Genomic DNA, 23,475 nt, shown 5'->3' on the forward strand with positions numbered 1-23,475 from the left:
CCGTACACTCGGCGCCGATGAATGGACTTCACTCGTTGTGGGAGCGCATGAGCGCCGTCAGCCCCGCGCCGGCTCCCTGGATCGTTCAGGTCACGGCGGTGGTGGCCGTGATACTCGTCCTCGAACCACACGCCTGGCGAATCACCCGCAATGTGGTGACCATCGTGCACGAGGGTGCGCACCTGGTGGTCGCCCTGCTGTTCGGTCGCACGTTGAAGGGGGTGCGGCTGCACTCGGACACGTCGGGTGTGGCCATCTCGTCCGGTAAACCGACCGGGATCGGCGTGGTCCTCATGACGTTCGCCGGCTACGTGGGTCCCGCCGTTCTGGGTCTCGGCGCGGCCTGGGTGCTGGGCACCCAGCACGCGGTCGCTGTGCTGTGGATCGGTGTCGTGGCTCTCGCGGCCATGCTGGTCCTCGTCCGGAACCTGTACGGATTGTTCTCCCTCACGGTGGTCGGGGCGCTGCTGTTCGGGCTCGTGTGGTTCGGCACGCAGGACCAGCAGGTGGCCGCGGCCTATCTGATCACGCTGTTCATGCTCGTCGCCGCCCCGAGACCGGTCCTGGAACTGCAGCGTCAACGGGCCCGCGGCGCGGCCCCGGAGTCGGACGCGGATCAACTGGCGCGGCTCACCCACGTTCCCGGCATCGTGTGGGTGGGATTGTCCCTACTCGTCACGCTGAGCTGTCTCGCGCTGGGTGGCTGGTGGATTCTCCGTCCCGTCGGCGGCTGAGATGCAGTCGAGGTAGCCGGCCAGGATCGGTCCGATGACGGCCAGCGCCTCCGGGTCGGTCATCTGCGCGTGCGGGCGGTCGACGGTGTGGGCGATCACGTCCCCGCCGATCCACGGGCGCCACGTCGCGCACGCGGCCGTGGGCCGGGAGCCGTCGCCGGCCGCGCCGAAGAACAGCAGGCTGCCGTCGAAGTGCCCGGGCACGAAGTCGGCGGCGGCGTCGATAACGTCGACGTAGTCCTCGTACAACCGGGCCAACTGTTCCGGACCCAGCTGTTCCGATGCGCCGCCCCCGAATTCCGCGAGCAGTTCCGGCAGTGTCGGTACCGGGACGTCCCGCTCCGCCGACGCGTAGCTGTCGATCATCGCGAGCACGCCGACGTCCTCGCCGCACGAGCGCAACTCGACCGCCATCGCGTGCGCGATCACGCCGCCCACGGAGTACCCGAGCAGGTGGTACGGCCCCCGCGGCTGCACGCGGCGGATCTCCCGCACGTAGCGGGCGGCGCGAGCCGTGATCGTCGTCAACCGGTCGCCGCCTTCGGTCACGGCGGGGGATTGCACACCCCAGACCGCGCGGTCGGGGCGCAGATGCGCGGTCAATCCCGAATAGCACCAGGCCAACCCGACGGCCGGATGGATGCAGAACAGCGGCTCCCGTTCGCCGTCCGCTCGCAGCGGCAGCAGCACCTCGAGCGCCGCGGAGGCGTCGGAGGCCGCGGCGAAACTCGACGAGATCCGCGCGGCGATGCTCTCCGCGGTCGCGTCGGTGAAGAACCAGTCGAGGCGGACCTCGACGTGCGTCGATGTGTGCAGCCGCGACGCCGCCCTGGTCGCGGACAACGAGTTGCCGCCCAGCTCGAAGAAATTGTCGTCCAGCCCCACCAGACCGGTGCCCAGCACGTCCGCGAACACCGCGGTGACCAGTTTCTCGGTGCGGGTCGTCGGGGGACGGAACCGCTGCGCCCGTGGCACACCCGGATCGGGGAGCGCCCGCCGATCCAGTTTGCCGTGGGGTGTCGACGGCAGTGCCTCCAGCACCACGATCTGGTTGGGCACCATGTACCGGGGCAGTCGCTGTGCCAGTTCCGCCGACACGGCACGGGTGTCCACGTCCGCGCCCGGACGCGGCACGACGTAGCCGACCAGCCGGGACCCCGTGGCCGGGGATTCGTAGACGGCCGCCGCGGACTGCGCGACGGCGGTGTTGCGGCGCAGCGCCGTCTCGATCTCCTCGAGTTCGACGCGCTGACCTCGGATCTTCACCTGGAGATCCCGCCGGCCGAGGTAGTCGATCGTGCCGTCGCGCCGGCGACTGACCACGTCGCCGGTCCGGTACATCCGCTGACCGGGCGGTCCCCACGGATTGGCCGGGAATCGGGAGGCCGTCGTCCCCGGCTGTCCGAGATACCCACGGGCCAACTGGGCGCCCGACAGGTAGAGCTCACCCGGGACGCCGGCAGGCACCGGATGCAGCCGCGAATCCAGCACGAGTGCACCGACACCGTTCTGCGGCACACCGATCGGGACGGTCGTATCGACAGGACCGACGACCGTGCGGGTCACGGCGACGGCCGTCTCGGTCGGGCCGTACTCGTTGTAGAGCACCGTGTCCGGGCACCGGGCGTGGAAACTGTGGGCGGTGTCCGGCGGCAGAACCTCGCCGCCGCAGGACACCTGCCGCAGTGACGTGAGATCCGCGTCGGGGATCGCGAGGATCTCGGCCAGCATCAGCGGAAGGAAGTATCCGGCGGTCACCCGGTGCCGACCGATCAGCTCGGCGAGATGCCGGGGGTCGCGGTGGCCGTCCGGGCGGGCGATCACCAGCCGCGCACCGGCGATCAGCGGCCACCAGAATTCGCGGACCGAGGCGTCGAACGTGTACTGCAACTTGAGCATCACCGTGTCGCCGGCGCCGAGCGGGTCGGTTTCCTGTCGCCAGGTCAGGAAGCTCACGACGGCCGCATGGGTCACGACGACCCCCTTGGGGGTGCCCGTCGATCCCGACGTGTGGATCACGTACGCGGGGTTCTGCGCCCTCAGGGGAGCGGTCCGGTCGACGTCGGAGACCGGCGACGGATCGACCCCGGACAGGTCCACCCGGTCGACGACGACGAGCCGTGTGTCCGCGGGCAGGACGTCGGCGAGGTCGAACCGATCGCGTTCGGTGGTGAGGACGACCCGCGCGTCCGAGGCGCGGATGATCTGGGCGTTGCGCTGCGCGGGCTGGTCGGGGTCGATCGGCACGTACGCCGCGCCCGTTTTCGCGACGGCATACATTGCGACGAGGAGGTCGGCGGAGCGGCGAATCGCCAATCCCACCAGAGACTCCGGGCCTGCACCTGCGTGGATCAGGTGGCGGGCGAGCCGATTGATCTGACGGTCGAGTTCACTGTAGGTGAGCACGCGGTCGCCGGCGACGACGGCGTCCGCGTCCGGCGACGTGGCGACGTGGCGTTCGAACAGATCGACGAGGGTATCACCGGGGGACGGCGCCGCGGCGGGGACATCCGGGTCCGGACCGACGAGGGCGAGGTCGCCGACAGCCCGATGCGGGTGCGCGACAGCCTCGCTCAACGTCCGGAGGAAACGTTCCCCCAGGTCCACGACCGTGTGATGGTCGAACAGATCGGTGGCGTAGGTGAACACGGCCGTGCGCCGGGTGCGTTCCGTCGACGGGCCGGGATCGGCGGTCACGGTGAGTTGCAGGTCGAATCGGGCCGACCGGGTGGGGGGAGTCGTCGCCGACACCCGTAGTCCGGGCAGGGTGAGCGGGGTGTGGTCGAGGTTCTGAAACGCGAGGGCCACCTGGAACAGGGGATTGCGGGCGCGTGACCGGGTGGGGTCGAGCGCCTCGACCACGGTTTCGAACGGGACGGTGGAGTGCGCGAACGCGTCGAGGTCGTCCTCCCGCACCCGGCCGAGCAGGTCCGCGAAGCTTTCCGCGGGACTCACCTCGGTGCGCAGAACCAGGTTGTTGACGAACATGCCGACCAGTTCGTCGAGCGCCTGATCTCCGCGTCCGGCGACGGGGGTACCGATCACGATGTCCGTGGACCCGCTCAGCTTCGCGAGCAGCACGGCGAACACGGCGTGCACCACCATGAACGGGGTGACGGCGCACGTCGACGCGGTGTGCTCGACGGCGCGGTAGAGCGCGTCGTCGAGCGCGAATTCGACGGTGCCGCCGCGGTGCGACGCGATGGCCGGATGCGGCCGGTCGGTGGGTAGCGACAACTGTTCCGGCGCACCGGACAACGTGTCCTTCCAGTACGACAGTTCCCGCGCCGCGACGGACCGCGGATCGTCGCTCTCGCCCAGCAGTTCGTGCTGCCACAGGGTGTAGTCCGTGTACTGGACGGGCAGTGGGGCCCACCGCGGCGCCTCGCCCGCGACCCGGGCCTTGTAGGCGGTCATCAGATCGTGGACGAGCAGCGCCACCGAGAACCCGTCCGCGCTGATGTGATGGACCATGACGGCGAGCACCCACTCGTCGGTGGCGAGAGCGAACAGCCGGGCGCGGATCGGCGGTTCGGCGCCCAGGGTGAAACCCTGCGACGCGAACGTCGCGACCCGCGCGGCGACGTCGCCCCTGGCCACGGATATCGGCCGGAGGGACGGGGTGGCCCGAGCAACCGGGACCACCTGCTGGTACGCGACGCCGTCACTGTCGGGATACAGGGTGCGCAGCGGTTCGTGCCTGCCGACCACATCCGCCACGGCCGCGGTGAGGGCGGCGACGTCGAGTGTTCCGTCGAGCCGCAGCGCCATCGGGATGTTGTATTCGGGGGAGCCGGGTGCGAGGCGGGCGAGGAACCACAGTCGTTGCTGCGCAGGCGACAGCGGCACGCGGGGCGGGCGCGGACGCACGGTCAGGGGCAGGTGCGCCGCGCCGTCGGTCTGCTCGGTGACGGCCGCCGCGAGTGCGGAGACGGTCGGGGTGTCGAAGACTGCGCGCACCGGCACCGACGTCTCCAGCGCGGCACCGATCCGGGAAACGGCGCGTGTCGCGGACAGCGATGTGCCACCGAGGGCGAAGAAGTTCTCGTCGCGTCCCACGAGGTCGAGCCCGAGGACCTCGGCGAACGCTGTCGCCACCACCCGCTCGGCGGGTGTGTGCGGGGCCTCGAAGTCGGTTGCGGCCGGAACGGGGTCGGGCAGCGCCGAGCGGTCCAGTTTCCCGTTGACGGTGAGCGGCACGGCGTCCACGACGACCACGATCGCGGGTACCAGTAGTGCGGGCAGGCGCGTCGACGCAAAGCGGATCAGCTGCTCCGGATCGACCGTCTCGCCCCGCTCCGGGAGCACGTACGAGACGAGTGCGTCGACACCGTCGCGCAGTTCGCGCACATCCGTCGCCGCGAACCGCACGCCCGGGTGGGTGAGGAGGGTCGCGTCGATCTCGCCGAGTTCGATTCGCACACCCCGCAGTTCGATCTGGGCGTCGTTGCGGTACAGGTACTCGATCGACCCGTCGCGGCGCCACCGGCCCACGTCGCCCGTCCGGTACATCCGGTCCCCGGCGCTGCCGAACGGGCAGGCGACGAACCGTGCGGCGGTGAGCGCGGGCCTGCGATGGTAGCCGCGCGCGACGCCGGGACCGCAGATGTAGAGTTCGCCGGCCACCCCCGTCGGAACCGGGTGCAGGCGCGCATCCAGCAGGACTATCGCGGCGCCGCGGACCGGGTGGCCGATGGTGACCGGCTGATCGGCCACCAACGGGTCGCTGATCGTCGTCATCACCGTCGTCTCGGTCGGGCCGTATCCGTTGAACAACGACATGTGTCTCAGCGGCGCCCACACTTTCACGAGGTCCGGCGGGCAGGGTTCGCCGCCCACCACGACCACCTGCAGGTCGTGCAGGCCGCGGGGGTCGACCGTCGCCAGCACCGTCGGCGTGGTGAACACGTGGCTGACCCGCTCCCCGGCCAGCACGTCCGTGAGCGGATCGTCGCCCTGCACCGTCGGAGGTGTGAGCACCATGCAGGCGCCCGCACCGAGAGCGAGCAGAATCTCCAGCACCGCGCCGTCGAAGCCGGGGGACGACGCATGCAGTGTCCGCGAGGCCGCCGTCACCGCATAGCGCTCCCGCTGTTCCACCGTGAAATCGGCGAGACCGGTGTGGGTCACCGCCACGCCCTTGGGTTTTCCCGTCGAACCGGACGTGTAGATCACGTACGCGGGGTGGCGCACCTCCAGCGGCCGCGAACGTTCGGAGTCCGCGATCGCGGCCGAAGAGTAACCGCGACATTCGGTTCGGAAGTCCGGGGAGTCGAGCAGCAGCCAGTCCGTCCCGTCCGGCGGGGCCGCGCGCTCCGCGACGGTGGTCAGCCCGAGTGCGGCGCCGGAGTCGCCCAGCAGGTACTCGATCCGCGCGGCGGGGTAGCGCGGGTCCACGGGCACGAACGCGGCCCCCGTCTTCGCGACGGCCCACACCGAGACGACGGACAGCGCCGAGCGCGGCAGCGCGAGAGCGACGATCGTCTCGGGTCCGGCCCCGCGCCGCATCAGCGCCCGGGCGAGACGATTCGACGCGGCATCCAGTTCGCGATACGTCATGGTCCGGCCGTCCGCCGTCAGCGCCGGACCCGCCGGATTCCGTTCGGCGGCCGCCGACATCAGGTCGGGCAGCGTCCGCGGCGGCAACGACGGCGCACCGGCGTGGCGTGTCGCCTTCTCCTCGCCGCCCCGGACGTCGATGTCACCGATCACCACGCGCGGATGGGCGAGTGCGGTGTGGAGCACCCGCCGGAAGCGGTCCGCGAACCCGGAAACGGTGGCCTCGTCGAACAGGTCGGTGGCGTAGGTGAAGACGCAGGAGAGGGGTCCGGGGCCGCCGTCGCCGTCGAGCGATTCGGAGACGGTGAGCTGGAGGTCGAATTTCGCCGTGTGCGTGTCGATCTCGACGACAGCGGCGGTGACCTCCGGCAGATCGACCACGACCGGTGCCGTGTTGTGATAGGCGAGCGCCAGCTGGAAGAGCGGATTGCGACCACGCGACCGCTCCGGCGCGACCGCCTCCACGATCTCCTCGAACGAGACGTCCGAGTGGGAGTAGGCGGCGAGGTCGACGTCCCGCACGCAGGCGAGGGTGCCGGCGAAYGAGTCGTGGAGTGCGAGGTTCGTCCGCAACACCAGGGTGTTGACGAACATCCCGACGAGGTCGTCGAGTGCGCGCGGCCCGCGCCCCGCGATCGGAGTGCCGATCACGACGTCCGCGGTACCGCCGAGCCTGGCCGCGAGAACGGCCAGCGCCGCGTGCACGACCATGAACGGAGTGGCGTCGTGGGTGCGCGCGAGGGCACGAATCTGCCGGTGTGTCTCCGCGTCGAGGGTGAACGCGACGTCGGCGCCGCGGTGCGTCGCGACCGGCGGGCGGGGACGGTCGAACGGCAGGGTGAGCAGTTCGGGCATCCCGGACAGGGTCTGTCTCCAGTACGCCAGACCCGGTTGCCGGTCCCGCAGTTCACGCTGCCAGAGGGCGTAGTCGGCGTAACGGACCGGCAGTGGCGTCCACACCGGTGTGCCACCCTGCACCCGCGCGCGGTACGCCGTCATCACGTCCCGGGCGAGCGGTCCCAGCGAGAACCCGTCGGCACTGATGTGATGGACGACCAGGGCGAGCACCCACTCGCCGGCACCGACCGTGAGAAGTTCGGCGCGTACCGGGGGTTCGGCGGTGAGGTCGAATCCCGCCGACAGCAGTTCCCGCACCCGGCCGGCCGGGTTCGGCGTCTTCCACACCGTGCACGGCGGAACGGCGGTCGCGGGGAGAACGTGCTGGCACGGTATCCCGTCGTGCTCGGGATAGACGGTGCGCAGGGGTTCGTGGCGGTCGATCACGTCACGCACGGCCGCACACAACGCCGTTTCGTCCACGGTGCCGGTGAGGCGGAGCACGACGGGAATGCTGTCGGTGGCCGAGAGTCCGTCGAGCCGGTTCAGGAACCACAGACGTTGCTGGGCGAGGGACAGCGGCACGTGGGCGGCCGGGGCGCGGGCGACCAGCGGAGCCTGCGCGGTCTCGTGTGCGCGATCCGCGAGATACGCCGACAGTTCCGCGACCGTCGGGTGGTCGAACAGTGCACGGAGGTCGACGGTGGTTCCCAGCGCCGCTCCGACGCGGGCGGCGGCCTGCGCCGCGGTCAGCGAGTTTCCTCCGGCGGCGAAGAAGTTGTCGCACCGTCCCACGGACGCGGTGCCGGTCACCTCCGCGAACACGAACGCGATCACGTCCTCGGTGGGTGTGGCCGGCGGATCGGACGCAGGCCTCGCGGGCGAGGGTTCCGGCAGGGCGGCGCGATCCAGCTTTCCGCTGGACGTGACGGGCAGTTCGGGAAGCGGGACGAAGGCGGACGGAATCATGTAGGCCGGGAGCAGTCCGGCGAGACGGCCGGCGATCCGCCGCTCGTCCGGCGGTGCACCGTCCGCGGCCACGATGTACGCGATCAGCCGGTCTCCGGCGTCCCGGTCGCGGTGCACGGTGACCGCCGCTCGGGTCACCGCCGGGTCGGACGTCAACGCGGTTTCGATCTCGCCGGGTTCGATGCGCTGGCCGCGAAGTTTGACCTGGAAGTCGCTGCGCCCGAGGTACTCGAGCCTGCCCGCCCCGTTCCACCGCACCACGTCGCCGGTGCGATACATCCGCCCGCCCGTTCCGCCGAACGGTTCGGCGACGAAGCGTTCGGCCGTCAGGTCGGGGCGTCCGGCGTAACCGCGCGCCAGGTACGCACCGGCAAGATACAACTCGCCGCTCGTCCCGACCGGCACCGGTCGCAGCCGGCGGTCGAGCACATACGTACGTACGTTGTGGACGGGACCGCCGAGGGAGACCACCGCGCCGATCTCGTTGCCGTCGATCGACTCCGACGTCGCCACCGCGACCTCGCACGGGCCGTACCAGTTGTACAGCGCAGCCGCACTGCGTTCCGCGAATCGTGCTGCCGTCGCCGCGGACAGCGACTCGCCCGCCGAATACACGCGACGCACAGTCGAGGGCACCTGCGGCCCGCACTGCGCCAGGAAGGCGTCGAGCATCGACGGAACGACGTGGAGCGTCGTGATCGACTGCTGCGCGACGGTCCGCGCCAGATAGGCGGGGTCCTGGTGTCCGCCGGGTTCGGTGACCACCACCCGTGCGCCGGTGTGTAAGGGCCAGAGCAGTTCCCACGCGGAGATGTCGAACGTGAGCGGGGTCTTGTGCAGCACCGCATCGGTGCCGTCGAGCGGCGTCAGCGTCTGCGCCCACCGAAACTGGTTGACCATCATCTCGTGCGTCACCGTCACGCCCTTGGGCCGTCCCGTGGAACCGGACGTAAAGATGACGTACGCGGCGTTCGCCGGGCGCAACGGTGCACGTCTCTCGGAATCGGTGATCGGTCGTGGGTCGTACCCGGCGACGTCCAGCCGGTCGAGGTCCACGACAGCGACTCCGTCCGGGACCGTGCCGTTCCCGGCACCGGACGTGAGGACCAGTGCTGTCGAGTCGAGTACGAGGGCGGTCCGTCCGGGCGGGTGCCCGGGATCCACGGGTAGATAGGCGCCGCCGGCCTTCAGCACCGCGTGCAGCGCGACGAGAAGCCGAATCGAACGGGGAACCGCCACCCCGACGACGCTTTCCGGTCCGACGCCCCTCGCCACGAGATACCGGGCCAGCCGGTTCACCCGTGCGTCGAACTCCGCGTACGTCAACCGATCCGCGCCGAACTCCACCGCCACGGCACCGGGCGAACGCTGGACCTGCGCGTCGACCAGATCCACCAGGGTGGTCGAGGGCACCGGTGCGTCCGTCGCGTTCCAGGTGCGCAGCACCCGCTCCCGCTCCGCCGCACCGAGAAGGTCGAGGCTGCCGAGGGCGACGTGCGGATCCCTGCCCATGCAGTCGAGCACGCGGCCGACCCGTGCGAGCAGGGCCGCGCCGTCGTAGCGCGGTGACCGGCATTTCGCCGTCAGCCGCAGGGTCGGGGCCGCCGTCACCGCGAGCGTCACGGCGTAGTGCGAGGCGTCGTGTGCGTGAACGCCGTCCAAGGTCAGTCCGTCCGTGGGTTCCGGCAGCGCGGTGCGGTCCACAGGGTACGACTCGAACGCGACCAGTGTGTCGAACAGGGGCGCGACCCCGACCGCCCGCTGAATGTCTGCGAGGCCCAGCCAGTGGTGTTCGAGCAGGTGAACGTGCTCGGCCTGCAGGCGGGTGAGCAGCGCGGCGACGTCGATGCCGGGATCGAGGGGGATCCGCACGGGGACGGTGTTGACGAACAATCCCACCGCGCTCTCCACGCCGGCGAGTTCCGGGGGCCTGCCGGAGACGGCCTCGCCGATCACGACGTCGTCGCGTCCGGTCGCCCGCCCGAGGACGATTCCCCAGGCCGCCTGGACGATGGTGCTCAGCGTGACTCCGAGTTCGCTCGCGCGGGCCGTCAGCCTGCGGGTGTCCTGCTCACTCAGTTCCAGCACCGACTCGGACGTGGTGGGGGTGTCGTCCGCCGGCGCGGCCGGCTCGGTGATGCCGTCGAGCGCCGCGACCCACGCCCGCGCCGAGGCGTCGGTGTCCCGCGCCGCGAGCCACTCCAGGAAGTCGCGATAGGGGCTCGAATCCGGCCGCTCGGTGCGGGAGTCACCGCCTCGATAGGCGGTGAGGAGTTCACGCACCAACAGCGGCATGGACCAGCCGTCCAGCACGATGTGGTGGGCGGTGATCGCCAGTTCGGCACGGTCCGGACCCCGCGACAGCAGTGTGAACCGAATCAGCGGTGGGGCCGACAGGTCGAAGCGCGCGGCGCGGTCGTCGAGCAGGATCTGCTCGGCACCGGTATCGGTGACGTCGACGTGCCGCCACCGCGGCGGCACGTCGCCGAGTACGAGTTGCACCGGGACGCCGCGACCGTCGCGCACGAAGGCGGTGCGCAGATTCGCGTGCCCCGCGAGGACGGCGCCGCACGCGCTTCGGAGCCGGTCCCGGTCGAGGTGCCCGGACAGGGTCAGGACCACCTGCATCGCGTAGGGATCGCCCTCCGCGCCTGCGAGCGCCGCGTGGAACAGCAGCCCCGACTGCAACGGTGTCAGCGGCCACACGTCGAGCAGACCCGGACGGTCGCGTTCCCATTCCTCGATGTCCTCGCGGTCCACGGCGACCAGCGACAGGTCGGACGGCGTGAGCCCACTCGTGTGTGGGGAACGCGCCACCGCGGCGAGGGCTGTCAGCGCCTGCTCCCACAGATCGGCCAGAGCCCGTACGTCTTCTGCCGCAATCGCACCCGTCGGAAAGGCGAACGTGGCGTCGAGGGCGCCGTGGGTGGTGAACGCGGTGATGTCGATCAGCGCGGTGACCGGCATCGACGGTTCGGCGGAGGAGAACACGGCGGGGCCGTCCCGCACCGGCCGCCAATCACGCTCGGAATCAGTGTTGTCGAGCCGTCCGAGGTAATTGAACGCGATCTGGCCGGTCTCGTCCCCCGGACGACGCAGCAGGCCGTAACCGATGCCCTTGTCGGGCACCGCCCGTAACTGTTCCTTGACCACCGTGATGGCGGTGCCGGCGTCGTCCAGGTCGAGGTCCCCCAGGTCGAGGCGGATCGGAAAAATACTGGTGAACCACCCGACGGTGCGGGACAGATCGGCGCCGGGCAGCACCGCCTCCTCGCGGCCGTGGCCCTCGAGCCGGATCACCGGCACCGTGGCCGGTCGTCCGCGGCGGCGTTGCCACTGCGCGAGGGCGAGGGCGAGGGCGGTGAGCAGTGCGTCGTTGACCTCGCAGCGGAAGGCGGCCGGAACGTCGGTGAGCAGCGCGTGCGTTGCCGATGTTCTCGTGTGGATCCGGTCCACCGTCGAATTCATGTCACGTCGTGGGTCGAGTGGCCGGGTGCCGAGCGGCGGATCCTCGACCGACGTCGTGGCGCGCCAGAACGACAGTTCGGACCTGCGGCCGGGGCGCTGCGCCTCCTCGGCCAGTCCGTGTGACCACCGGCGCAGGGACGTGCCGACAGGAGAAAGGCTGGGCGACGCTCCGGCTTCGAGTTGCGCCCACGCCGCGGCGAGGTCGCCGATCAGGATCCGCCACGAGACCCCGTCGACCACCAGGTGATGCGCGACGAAGAGCAGCCGTCCACGACGCACGGTCTCTTCCGGTCCGGGATCGAGCCAGACGCACTGCATCATCACGCCCGCAACCGGATTCAACCGTCGAACCGCCGCCTCGTGCTGGTCCCGCGTCCGCTGCGCGGGGTCCGCGTCGGCGGGCAGCGTGACCCGCGTGATCGTGCCGTCCGGCAGCGGTGCGCCGGCCGGGCTCACCGTGAGGAACGCGGTCCCGTCGGAGTGGCGTCCGAGGCGCGCCCGCAGCGCGTCGTGCCGATCGACGACGGCGCCGATCACCGTGTGCAGTTTCTGCGCGTCCACACCCCGCGGCAATTCCACCACCACAGCCTGTGCGTACCGGTCGACGACCCCGACGCGGTCGAAGAGGAACCGGGCCGCCGGGGGGAGTGGCATCTCGCCGATCCCACCGCCGGGGAGTTCCTCGAGGGTCGGTCCACTCGGGTCGTCGCCGGCGACGACGCCGAGTCGGGACACTGTCCGCTGCTCGAACACGTCGCGCGGGGTGAACGACATTCCGGCGCTCCGCGCCCGGGCGGCCAGTTGAATCGCCATGATGCTGTCGCCGCCGAGCGCGAAGAACGACTCGTCCACACCGAAATCGGACGTCCCGAGGATGTCGGCGTAGAGGGCGTGGAGCGTCCGTTCCCGGGCGCCCTCGGGAGCGACCCTGATCGACGGCCGGGCGTGCGGCTCGGGAAGGGCAGCGCGATCCAGCTTGCCGGACGGGGTCAGCGGAAGGTGGGGGAGCACGACGACGTCGGCAGGCACGAGATGCGGGGGCAGTTCGGCGGTGAGGAACGACAGCAACTCCCGCTCCGCCACGGCGTCGGCGCCCACGTACGACACGAGCTGATCACCGGTGGCCTGCGAGCGAATCACGGTGACGGCGAACCGAACCGCCGGATGTCGGCGGAGCGTGGCGTCGATCTCTCCKGGTTCGACGCGCAGGCCCCGCAGGTTCACCTGCGCGTCACTGCGGCCGAGGTACTCGAGTTCGTGGTCGCGGGTCCAGCGGACCGTGTCGCCGGTGCGGTACATGCGGGTACCCGGTGGTCCGTACGGATCGGCGACGAACCGTTCCGACGTCTGCCGGGCCCTGCGGTGATACCCGCGGGCGAGGGCCGGTCCCGCGACGTACAGTTCGCCGGCCACGCCGACGGGAACCGGGCGCAGCCGGTGATCGAGGACCACTACCCTCGTGCCGTCGATCGGCCGGCCGACGGTGACCAGTGCGGAGCCGCGGAGGGGACCACTGACGGTCGCCATCACGGTGGTCTCCGCCGGGCCGTAGGCGTCGATCATCCGGCACCGGGACGCCCACCGCGACACCAGTTCCGGTGGGCACGCCTCCCCGGCGACGACCAGGGTGCGCAGACCTTCGACCTCGGCGGGCTCCATCGACGCCAGCACCGACGGGGTGAGGACCGCGTGGGTGACTGTTTCGGCGGTCATCAGCCGCGCCAGCGGGGATCCGCCGTATGCCGCGGGCGGGGCGACGACCAGTGCGGCACTGGAACCGAAGGCCATCAGCATCTCGAAGACCGAGGCGTCGAAACTCGGCGACGCGACGTGCAGAACTCTCGCCGACCGGTCGAGGTCCAGTCGGGTGCGCTGCGCGGAGACCAGATTCGCGATCCCACGGTGCGTGACCACCACCCCCTTGGGGGCGCCGGTCGACCCGGAGGTGTAGATGAGATACGCGGCGTCGTCGAGTCGTGTTGCCGGCGTGCCGAAACTGGGGCTTCCGGAGCGGGCGGCCTCGTCGAGCAGCAGCCATTCGGTGCCGTCCGGCAACGTGGAGACGAACTCCGCGGAGGTCAGCCCGATCGCCGCGCGGGAGTCGTCGAGCATGTGCCGAACACGCGGCGCCGGGTACGTCGGGTCCACCGGCAGGAATGCGGCACCCGTCTTCGCGACGGCCCAGACCGCGCAGAGATAGTCGAAGGACCGTGGGAACGCCAGCGCCACCACGTCGCCGGACCCGACGCCGAACCGTGCCAGCGTCGATCCGATCCGATCCGACCACTCGTCGAGTTCCCGGTAGGTGACCTCCCGGCCGGCGTCGACGACGGCCGTCGCGTCCGGGTCCCGGGCGGCAGCAGCGCGGAACACGTCGGCGAGAGTGACCGGCACACTGCCCGGCGGTCCGGGGCAGGGGACCAGCGCCGCGGTTTCGTTTTCCATGAGGACGGGGAGATCACCGATCGGGTGCGCGGTCTCGGCGTCTAGGAAGCGCTCGAAATACCGCAGGAATCTGGTGTGGTGACCGTCCAGCTCGTCCTGCGAATACAGTCGCGGATTCGCCTTGAAGTCGAGATGCACGCGTCCGTGGGGACCGGAGCGGTACAGGTTCACCAGCAGGTCCTCGATCGGACCCGAAGACAGCACGTGCAATTGACTCCGCAGGGAACCGAGTTCGAGTTCCTCCGGGAACAGCATGATGTTGACGGCGGGGCCGAACAGCCGCGGCCCGGACAGAGCGTCTCCCACATCGGCGCGGATGTCCTCGTGCCGGTACCGCTGATGCCGCAGGGCACCCGACATCACGAGACGCGTGCGGGCCACCAGATCACCGACGGTCGCCGTCCCCGCACCCGGGATCCGCAGCGGCACAATATTGGACACCATCCCGCCGGACCGGCGCAGCGCCGCCGTCGTGCGAGCCGACACCGGCAGGCTGAGCGTGACGTCGTCCTGGCCGGTCGTGCGCGCCAGAAAGCCGGCGACCGCGCAGACCGTGAGTGTCGCAGGATTGACCCCGTGCGCCGCCGCGCATTTCTCGAGCCGATCGACCAGTTCGGTGGACAATATTCCGCTGACGTCCCGGGAACCGGCGGCCGCAGGCGCGGGGCCGCGCGCGAGGGTGCTTGGGTGGGTGACGCCACGCATGGTGTCGGTCCAGTACTCCCGGTCGGCGTCGCGGCGCGCCGAGTCGCGGTAGTCGATCTCGAGGTCGTGAATGCGTCGCAGGCCGAGGGTCCTGCTCGCGGGCGGCGGCAGTCCGTGCACCGCGGCCGTGTAGAGCGCGGCGATCCGGTAGACCAGCGTGATGGACCCGAAACCGTCCATCGCGACGTGGTGGGCGCGCGAATACCAGAAGTAGTGATCGTGCCCGACGTGGAGAACGTACGAGACGGTCAGGCGGTCGCGCCGGACGTCGATCGGTTCGGCGGACTCGGCGCGCATCCACGCGTGCGCCGACGTCTCGGGGTCCGGGACGTCGCGGAAGTCGACGTAGCCGACGGTCGCGTCGAGGTTCGGGTCCACCCATTGCCGCGGCTGACCGCCGACCTCGGTGATCTGCAGGAAGAACGACTCGAACTCGGCGGCAGCGCGAGCACACGCCGACGCGAGAGCGCTACGGTTCAGCGCGCCGCGGATGTCGACGTACTGGGCGACCGACACGGGAACGGCAGGGTCGACGCGCTGCGCGAGCCACATCCCCATCTGTGCGGGCGACAGCGGATAGGCGCGCGCCGGCGAGTCTCCGGGACCAATCGGGGTCGGTGAACTCATCGCTGACTTCTCTCACGCATCCGTCCCCGCACGACGCTGCTCGCTGGGGTGCCTCCCTTCAGGAGTCTGCCCCAGTTTTCTAGGAGATTGCTTAGAAACGTCTAGATAGTGCTACTTCCGGTTGCAGTTGTGCGATCACGCCACCTCGTCCTCACTGCCGGCAGCGACTTTCCGCAGGCCACGGTAGGCGCCTTCCGGCGTCTGCCGTCCGGCGACGACCGCCTCGACCTCCGCGGCGATGGGCATGTCCACGTTGTAGTCGCGGGCCAACTCCATCACGGTGGGGGCGGTCTTGACGCCCTCGGCCACCTGCCCCAGCTTGGCGACAGCCTCCTCGACGGTCATGCCGCGGGCAATGAACTCGCCCACCCGCCGGTTGCGGGAACTCGGGCTCATACACGTGGCGATGAGGTCTCCGACCCCGGTGAGCCCGGCGAACGTCCGCGGGTTCGCGCCCATCGCCTCACCCAGCCGGGTCATCTCGGCCAGCCCGCGTGCGAGGACCATCGCGCGCGTGTTGTCGCCGACATCCAGCCCATCGGCCATCCCCGACGCGATGGCCACGATGTTCTTCAGCACACCGCCGAGTTCGCAGCCCAGCACATCGGTGTTCCGGTACACGCGGAACACCGCCGACGCGAACAACGGCTGCAACGCGGTCRCCACCCGCACGTCCTGGGTGGCGACGACCGACGCCGCCGCAAGTCCGTCGACGATCTCCCGCGCAATATTGGGACCGGCGAGAAGCCCGACCGGATGCCCCGGCAGGCACTCGGCGATCACCTCGGTGGGCCGCAACCGTGTTCCCGGCTCCAGCCCCTTCGCCAGCGACAAGACCGGCACCCACGCCCGCACCTCGTTGGCGATCTGAGTAAGCGTGCTGCGGACCGCGTGCGACGGCACCCCGACCACGAGAACGTCGGCTTCCTGCGCCGCTTCCACCAGGTCGGCCGTCGAGCGCATTGAGTCGGGGAGTGCCCGCTCGCCGAGGTAGCGGGAGTTGCGATGCGCGGTATTGATCTCGTCCGCGGTATCCGAATTCCGCGCCCACAGCAGGGTCGGTGTGTTGTGGGCGGCGAGACCGGCCACCGTCGTTCCCCACGAACCGGCGCCGAGCACGACGACGCGCACCGGCCGGGCCATTACCGATCACTCATCGACTTGATGCTGTCCATGGTCTCAAGCGTGGCACTTGTGAAGCGTTCACGAAGCTGATTCGGCAAGTCCCGGCGGTCGGTGTCGTCCAGGCGTGATCGCGCTGTCACGACGCACGCACGTGTGCGATGAGCACCGCCTCGACCTCGGATTGCCGCGCGGCGGCCGGGAGTGGTGGTGCCGCAGATCGGTAGTGGTGCCCGGTCGGGGTGCCCAGGTCGACGAGGTGGGTGCGGCCGGGTCTGTGGACGGGGCGGGCCGTCCAACCGTCGCCTTCCTTCGCGTAGTTGCACGCCTCGCAGAGGCCGGATCCGTTGTCCGCCGTCGTGGCACCCCGCCGCCGCCGTGAGCGGATGTGGTCGTGGTGTCGGATCGGCGCGTCACACCACGGGGTGCGGCACGTCTGATCCCGCAGATCGATCAGTTTTCGCAGACCTTTCGGGAACGTACGGGACTGCGATTCCATCGCCGTCAACGACCCCGACTGCGGGCACGAATACACGCGCTGCAACGACGTCTCGGTGTCATCATCGAGGGCGTCGGCCACCAGCTGTCGCGCGATCCCGGCCGGCACCGGCCCGAACCCCTGAAGCTGCGCCGCCTCGTGGCCGCCTGCCAGCAGCGTCTCGTCCGAGAGCACCAGGTTCACCGTCACCGGCACACCCGACGCCACCGACGCTCCGGTGCCGCGTTCGAACAACAAGTCCACCATCAGCTGATTTCGGCTGAGACCCCGCCCCTTTCCGGTCGCGATGAGACTGTCCGCATCCCGACCCAGCGTGGCCTGCAGGCACACCGCTTGCTCCACCGGCATCAGCGCACTCAGATAGGCCATCGAATCCGGGGCCGGACGGGTCGTGACCCGACGCTCGGACACGGCCTTGCGATGCCGCCGGACGACCGAGGCGGCGTCGAGTTCGACCGCCAGGGCCTTGGCCCGCGCGATCAGACCGCGGTCGCCGACGCCGTCGAGTGTTGCTGGGTCCGAACATAACTGACGATCGACGATAGCCCGATCGGTCGCGGACAGGCAGGCTGTCTCCCGGACCAACAGAGTGGCTCGCCATTCGTTCAGCCGACCGGTCTGCAGCATGGCCAACGTATGGGGCATTTCGTGCACCAGCGCCTGCGCGAACCCCAGATGCCGGCCGCCCCGGTTCGGGGATTCTCTGCGCGCCAGCGCAATCTGCGACGCGATACCCCGACCCCACTCGGATCGTGGACGTTTCCGAGCCCTGCGGTCCGCACGGATGCTCGTCGCGACATCGTCGGTGATCACCGCCTGTACCGCGCACCCGACCGATTTCAACGTCTCGATCGCATCGAGCAGGTCGATGCCCAACCCCGGATCCCCACTCGCCGCCTCGGCGCACTGCAGTCGCGCCGTGAATGTGCGCAATTCCTCGAGAAGCATTGCCCCCACAACCAACCTCCCCCAAGGTCATTCGAATATACGTTCGATTGTAGCTGGAGACGCGAGGCAGGGCAATACCCGAATCGCAGGCGCTGCCCCCGCGGAGGGGCAGGCGCTGACCGTCGGCCCACGCGGATGCCCTTGTCGGCGAGGAATTGGCGGGCTCTACCCGGAACACCGAAGAGGGCGGTCATCCGGGTCAAGAGCCGGGTCATGGTCCGCAACGGTGCCGACGAGGGATGCGAGAACAAGGGCTTCGACATGTACTGCAACCAATTTCGGATTCCACTTCGACCACATCGACTCCGTCCACATCGACTGGATCTGACTACTAGTCGATTCGGCCACCGGTCGCCGGCGCAGGCCGCCGCCCGGCCCTGTGTGTCGCGGCGTTGACGTCTTCGGTCAGGGGGTGTTCGGCCTGGGCAGGGCGTAGCCGAGTTTGTGTAGGGCCCTGCGGAACTTCGGTTCGTGTTCGACGGGGACCGCGAGGTGGCGGTCGCCGATCGGACGGCACAGTGTGCGGAGTGCGCGGTCGCGGGTGATGAGCGCAGCGAGTGCGGCATCGGTGCATTCGATCACCCGGGCGTGGCCGTGGTCGGTGAGCTGGGTGGCTCGGCGGGTGACGTCGTCGATGACGGTCCGCAGCGTGCCGGGCAGCTCATGGTCGGTGCGCGCGGCGAGGAAGGTAGTGAGGTCCTCGAGGTGGTGGCCACCGTCGATCGCGGCCAGCAGGCTCGCGGCGGAGAGGGTCCAGACCCGGTCCGCGGTGTGCTCGGCGTAGCCGGACAGCAGTAGCTGATCGCCGGGGGACAGGGTTCCAGTGGCGACGATGTCGAGGTTGGGCAGGACCTTCAGAACCCGGGGTGGAGGTAGTCGAGGTCGAGCAGGCCCAGCGTGCCGGCGTACTCGAACAGCACCGCCATCGTGTAGCGGCCCTCGAGGATCTCCCACCGGTGGTAACCGTCGTAGCCGAGACTGCCGTACTGCGGGTCGACGAGATAGAGCTTCCACAGTGCGCGCTCGCTGCGTGCGACGTTGGGGCTCATGCCTTTCCGTCGCATTGCCGTGAACAGTGAATCCATGCCGATCCACTCTCCGGGTGGGCAGCCGGCCAAAGCTGCAGCGACGGTCTGCCGGCGGGTCCGGGCCGAGGTGAGGACGTTGTGTGCGCGCTGACCCTTGATCTGTTCGATTCGGCTGAACTCGTCGATCACCGCGTGGGTGAGCCAGCGCCGCCACAGTTGGGAGATGGCCTCGGCCGCCGGCCGACGCAGGGCGGTACGGCCCTTCGGGGTCAGCCGCAGGCGCCCGCTCTCGATCGTGGCGAGCCCACCGGCCTGGATGATCAGCGGCCACGCGAACGACGCGATCGGGTCGTCGAGGTAGAAGTCGCCGTGCGCGAGCTGTGAGCCCACGGCAGCGACCGTCGCCGCGGAGGGGCGGTGGGTCTTCTCGCTGCACCGCAATTCACCGGCCGCGCAGAGGTGCAGCACCGTGTGCAGATTCGATATGGCCTCCTGTTCGGTCATTCGTATCCGGTGCTCCCCGGTCGCGCTCGGGGGTGCGGTGTCGCCGGTGTTCATGCTCGTGTCCTCACCTATCTCAGCCAGTGGCGGTATGCCTCGATCCACTCGGCACCGTCGGGTGGCGGTGCCGGCAACGGCAGGTCGAGAATTCGAAGGCGTTGTCGTGACCGGCCGCGGGTGCAGATCACAACGATGTGGTCGTCGATCAGGTCGATGCCGGACACGGTGACCTGGGCACCGAGCACACGGGTGTGGAACGGCAGGTCGAGGTTCTCGTGGAGCATGGTGTAAAAGCCGGTGACGCATTCGCTGTCGTTGTAGCAGTCGATCGTCGCCTCCGCGACCATGGCCTCCAGTGCGTCGCGGTTGGGTGATCTCACGGCGACGAGGATAGCCCGAAGCAACCCGGAGTCGGACTCGCGTTCCCGCTGCTGCCGGGTTCGCGGCGCGCGCTGGGGGTGTTCGCGTTGCCCGATGACCTGCGGATCCTCGACCTGGATGATCCGGTGGAGTTGGTGCCTCCAGCGCTTCGTGATGTAACCGGTCACGGGTGCGCGGTCCGGTGTTTCGCCAGCTGGTGGTCCAGGGCGCGGGACCGGCCAGTGCATCGTCGAGGTGTATGACATTCGGCAAGTCCCGGCGGCGGCTGCCACCGGGACTTGCCGAGTTGATGTGGTCCGGCGAGACCTAGACCTTCGCCGCGGCGGCGGCGCTCTGCGCCGCGAGCTTCGCGAGCCCGGCCGGGTACATCCGCTTGCCGAGGAACAGGGCCACGATCGCCAGCACGTACACCAGCGGTGCCAGCTGCAGTGCGCCGAGCAGGCCGAGGCGGTCGGCGAGGATGCCGATGACGAAGGGTCCGGTGGCCAGGCCGAGGACGTTGTTGGTCACGGTCAGGCTGCCGAGGGCCGAGGCCCGCACCGACTGGTGGGTCAAACCCGCGACCATGGCGGCGGTGGGGCCGGACGAGCCGGCAGCGAAGAAGGCGCCGATACCCAGCAGAATCAGCTGGGATGCACCGGTTTCCAGCTGGAGTGCGATTCCGAGCGAGACCAGCGAGATCGTGCAGTAGGTGATCGCGCTGGTCCACTTCGCGGCCGCGTTGTTGCGTCCGACCCGGTCTGTGATCATGCCGCAGACGATCATGCCGATGGCGATCAGCAACACGAACCCCGACGCGACGGCACCGGCCTTGTCCGGGGCCATGCCGTAGTAGCGGTTGAAGTAGCTCGGGGCCCAGGCGAGCAGCACGGCCGCGTTGAACATCTGCAGTCCGCCGCCGAGGTACGCGCACCACACGGTCGGGTTGGTGAACAGTGTCGACACCGGGACGCGGATCGCGGGTTCGTCGGGGCGGGCGGATTCGGAGGTGTCGTCGGTCGCGGCGTGCTCGGCCAGGCGGCGTTCGGTGACAATCGTGCGGAATGCCAGGACCAGGATGAGTCCGAGGACCGCCATTGCGGCGAACGACCAGCGCCAGCTCAGGTGTACGGCGATGACCGCGCCGAGCGAGACGCCGACGACCGAGCCGAAGGAACCGCCGGCCATGAACGCGCCGCTGAGTGTGGAGTGGACCCGTGGCGCGAAGACGCTGAGAACCACGGCGATTCCGACACTTCCGTACGCGGCCTCGCCGACACCGACGAGGAAGCGCGCGGCGAGCATCTGCTCGTAGCTGGAGGCGATCGCGCACAGCAGGGTCGCGACACTCCACAGCGTGGCCATAAGCACCAGGGACTTCACGCGCCCCCATCGGTCGGCCAGCAGGGACAGCGGGAGGGTGAGCAGCCCGACCATCAGCGCGACGATGCTGGTGAGGGATGCGAGCTGGGAATCCGTCAGTGCCCAGTCGGCCTTCAGGAACGGGAAGACCGCACTGAGAACCTGGCGGGACATGTAGTCGGAGAGCAGCAACGCGAACGCGAGGGCGAAAACGAGCCAGGGGTAGAACGAGGAGCGTCGGGTGCGGCGGTCGGCGGTCGGCACGGAACTCGACGGGGCGGCGACTGCGATCTCGAGTTCGGACGTGGTGGGATTCGGTCCCATGGATGCTCCTGAGGGTGCGGGTGGAGAGGGAGAGAGTGTGGGAGCGGCGTTCAGTGTGCCGGGCGCCGGGACTCGTACGCGTCGAGTTCCTCCGCGAGGATCGGCACGCCGAGGTTGCAGGCGTGGATCCCGAGGACGCTCACCATCTCGAGGACGGTGAGGATCTCCTCCTTGGACACACCGAGTTCGAGTGCGGCCCGGATGTGCCTGCGCACTCCCGGCGCGTACATGTGGGTGGCGGCGGCATCGATGGCAATGCTGAGCAGTTCGACGAACTCGGGCGTGAACACCCCACGCTGCACGGGAGTGGCGTTCATGGCCATGAACTGCTCGGTCCACTCCGGATCCCACTGGGACAAGGTGTCCCACAGAGGATTCCAGCTTCCCGCACTCTTCATTCGGTCGAGTGTCGGGGTGGGTATCGGCTCAGCGGTCATGGCGGCTCGTTTCACGGAGAACGAATCGGGTGTGATGCGGGCTACGGCCCGACCCGATAGTGGCCTGCATCACGCTACGTGGCCGGTGAGGTGATTAGTTGCCCCTACGGGACGGAATTCTTTGCATTTCGGGACATCGGTCGCACGGCCACCTATCCCGTGGTTTGTTTGCGCCACTCGCGAGGACTCATGCCGAACTGCTGATGGAACCACCGGGAGAAACTGCTCGGCGTCGAGAAGGCGAGCATCTCGGAGATTTCCGTCAACGAGTAGCGCCGCCCGGTGACCATGCGTTTCGCGAGTTCGGCGCGGGTGGAGTCGAGGACCGAGGTGAAGGTCTCTCCCGATTTCGCGAGGTGCCGATGCACCGTCCGGCGGTCGACGCCGAGGCTGCGGGCGACCTGCTCGATCGAGCAGCGCCCGCTCGGCAGCAGCAGTTCGACGAGTTCGCGCACGCGATTGGTGAGGGTGGGTTCCTCTGGCGTGGTGAGCGTGTCGAGGATCTGTTGCGCATAGGACCGCAGCAGCGGGTCGGACAATCTGTTCGGCTCGTCCAGATCGCCTGTGTAGACCAGGATTCCGGAGTACTCGCCGTCGAAGTGGAGTGGCGCGCCGAAAACCTGCCGGTGCGTCGAGTCGTCGGCCGGTCGTCCGTGTTCGAAGCTGACGGACACCGGATGCCACCGCTCGCCCAGCAGCTGCCGCAACAGCTGGTGGGTCACCGCGACCGCCAGTTCGACGGACTGCCGCACCGGCACGGGTTCGCCGGGGTCGAAGCGGATTCGTATCGTCGCGACGCCGTCGCGCTCGGAGAGCCGGATGTGCAGCGCTTCGTTGTACGTGTGCTGGAAGCGGATCAGCATCCGGAGTGCGCTTCGCGCGTCGGGCTCGTCCCGGATGCCGACGCTCAGTGGGCCGAGGGTGGACAGGCGCCGCCGCTCGGCCAGCTTCAGGGCGAAGTCCTGGCGACCCGACGTCGCCGCGGACAACTCCAGCAGACGGGCGACCGACGACGCGGGCACCCAGCGGTCCTGCAGGTCCAGCCCGGCCGGGTCGAGTCCGACGCTCGTCAGCAGCTTCACCGGGTCGAGTGAGAGTGTGCGGCCCAGTTCGACGAAGCCGGTCAGCGCGGCATACCGGGCGAGGGGCTTGGCCATTCGCGTCACCTTCCGTCGCAGGCGTCCCACTCGGCCGGGGTGTCCCGAACAGGAAACAAATATGTCCCGTCAGGGTAAGTCTGGATGGCATCCCGTGGCTACCGTTATGTCAGCTGAGTCACAGTCCCGCCGTCCGCAATCTTTTCGAACGGAGAACACCCATGCATTTCCACGACGACGCCCTCTTCCCCGAGAACCAGGAGAAGTTGGTCATCACGTGTGCCCCGTACGGTCCGGAGTGGGAGCCGGACGACTTCCGCGAGGACCTGCCGCTGACGATGGACGAGCACGTGCAGAAGGCGGTGGACTGCTACGAGGCCGGCGCCACCGTGCTGCACATCCACGTCCGTGAACTCGACGGCAAGGGCTCCAAGCGGCTGTCGAAGTTCAACG

At 69.4% G+C, this 23,475-nt stretch carries 11 protein-coding genes; 2 read left to right on the top strand and 9 right to left on the bottom strand.

Annotation, left to right across the window (positions count from 1 at the left end; translation table 11 throughout):
- Positions 1-17: 17 nt before the first annotated feature.
- A complete protein-coding gene (locus tag AC1DWT_RS11795; RefSeq protein WP_206013349.1) occupies positions 18-734 on the top strand; it encodes a M50 family metallopeptidase in 717 nt (238 codons plus the stop codon).
- Here the strand turns inward: AC1DWT_RS11795 and AC1DWT_RS11800 are convergent.
- The 9 genes from AC1DWT_RS11800 to AC1DWT_RS11840 all read right to left on the bottom strand — a co-directional run bounded on the left by AC1DWT_RS11800 (position 669) and on the right by AC1DWT_RS11840 (position 23,082).
- Positions 669-15,344, bottom strand: coding sequence for a non-ribosomal peptide synthetase (locus tag AC1DWT_RS11800; RefSeq protein ID WP_206013347.1), 14,676 nt, complete (start codon positions 15,342-15,344; stop codon positions 669-671). The genes AC1DWT_RS11795 and AC1DWT_RS11800 overlap by 66 nt on opposite strands.
- Positions 15,345-15,479: 135 nt before the next feature.
- Complete coding sequence (locus tag AC1DWT_RS11805; RefSeq protein ID WP_477920653.1) at positions 15,480-16,487, bottom strand: NAD(P)H-dependent glycerol-3-phosphate dehydrogenase; 1,008 nt, start codon at positions 16,485-16,487, stop codon at positions 15,480-15,482.
- 118 nt (positions 16,488-16,605) lie between these two features.
- Entirely contained in the window at positions 16,606-17,922 is a 1,317-nt protein-coding gene (locus AC1DWT_RS11810; RefSeq protein ID WP_420855113.1) for an HNH endonuclease, read from the bottom strand.
- 396 nt (positions 17,923-18,318) lie between these two features.
- A complete protein-coding gene (locus tag AC1DWT_RS11815; RefSeq protein WP_241031329.1) occupies positions 18,319-18,867 on the bottom strand; it encodes a helicase-associated domain-containing protein in 549 nt (182 codons plus the stop codon).
- A complete protein-coding gene (locus tag AC1DWT_RS11820; RefSeq protein ID WP_241031328.1) occupies positions 18,768-19,499 on the bottom strand; it encodes a hypothetical protein in 732 nt (243 codons plus the stop codon). Before AC1DWT_RS11820 ends, AC1DWT_RS11815 begins: the two co-directional genes overlap by 100 nt.
- Before the next feature lie 14 nt (positions 19,500-19,513).
- On the bottom strand, positions 19,514-19,990 hold the full coding sequence (locus AC1DWT_RS11825) for a calcium-binding protein (RefSeq protein ID WP_241031327.1): 477 nt from the start codon (positions 19,988-19,990) through the stop codon (positions 19,514-19,516).
- A gap of 139 nt (positions 19,991-20,129) precedes the next feature.
- A complete protein-coding gene (locus tag AC1DWT_RS11830) occupies positions 20,130-21,488 on the bottom strand; it encodes an MFS transporter (RefSeq protein ID WP_206013344.1) in 1,359 nt (452 codons plus the stop codon).
- A 50-nt stretch (positions 21,489-21,538) separates the two neighbouring features.
- On the bottom strand, positions 21,539-21,925 hold the full coding sequence (locus AC1DWT_RS11835) for a carboxymuconolactone decarboxylase family protein (protein ID WP_072946305.1): 387 nt from the start codon (positions 21,923-21,925) through the stop codon (positions 21,539-21,541).
- 152 nt (positions 21,926-22,077) lie between these two features.
- Positions 22,078-23,082 carry an AraC family transcriptional regulator gene (locus tag AC1DWT_RS11840; protein WP_206013342.1) on the bottom strand — a complete coding sequence of 335 codons (1,005 nt, stop codon included), beginning with the start codon at positions 23,080-23,082 and terminating at the stop codon, positions 22,078-22,080.
- Positions 23,083-23,243: 161 nt separating this feature from the next.
- Here AC1DWT_RS11840 and AC1DWT_RS11845 point away from each other — a divergent pair.
- A partial coding sequence (locus AC1DWT_RS11845) for a 3-keto-5-aminohexanoate cleavage protein (RefSeq protein ID WP_477920658.1) occupies positions 23,244-23,475 on the top strand: 232 nt, incomplete at its 3' end.

This window comes from Rhodococcus sp. P4_B6 (genome assembly GCF_056402215.1).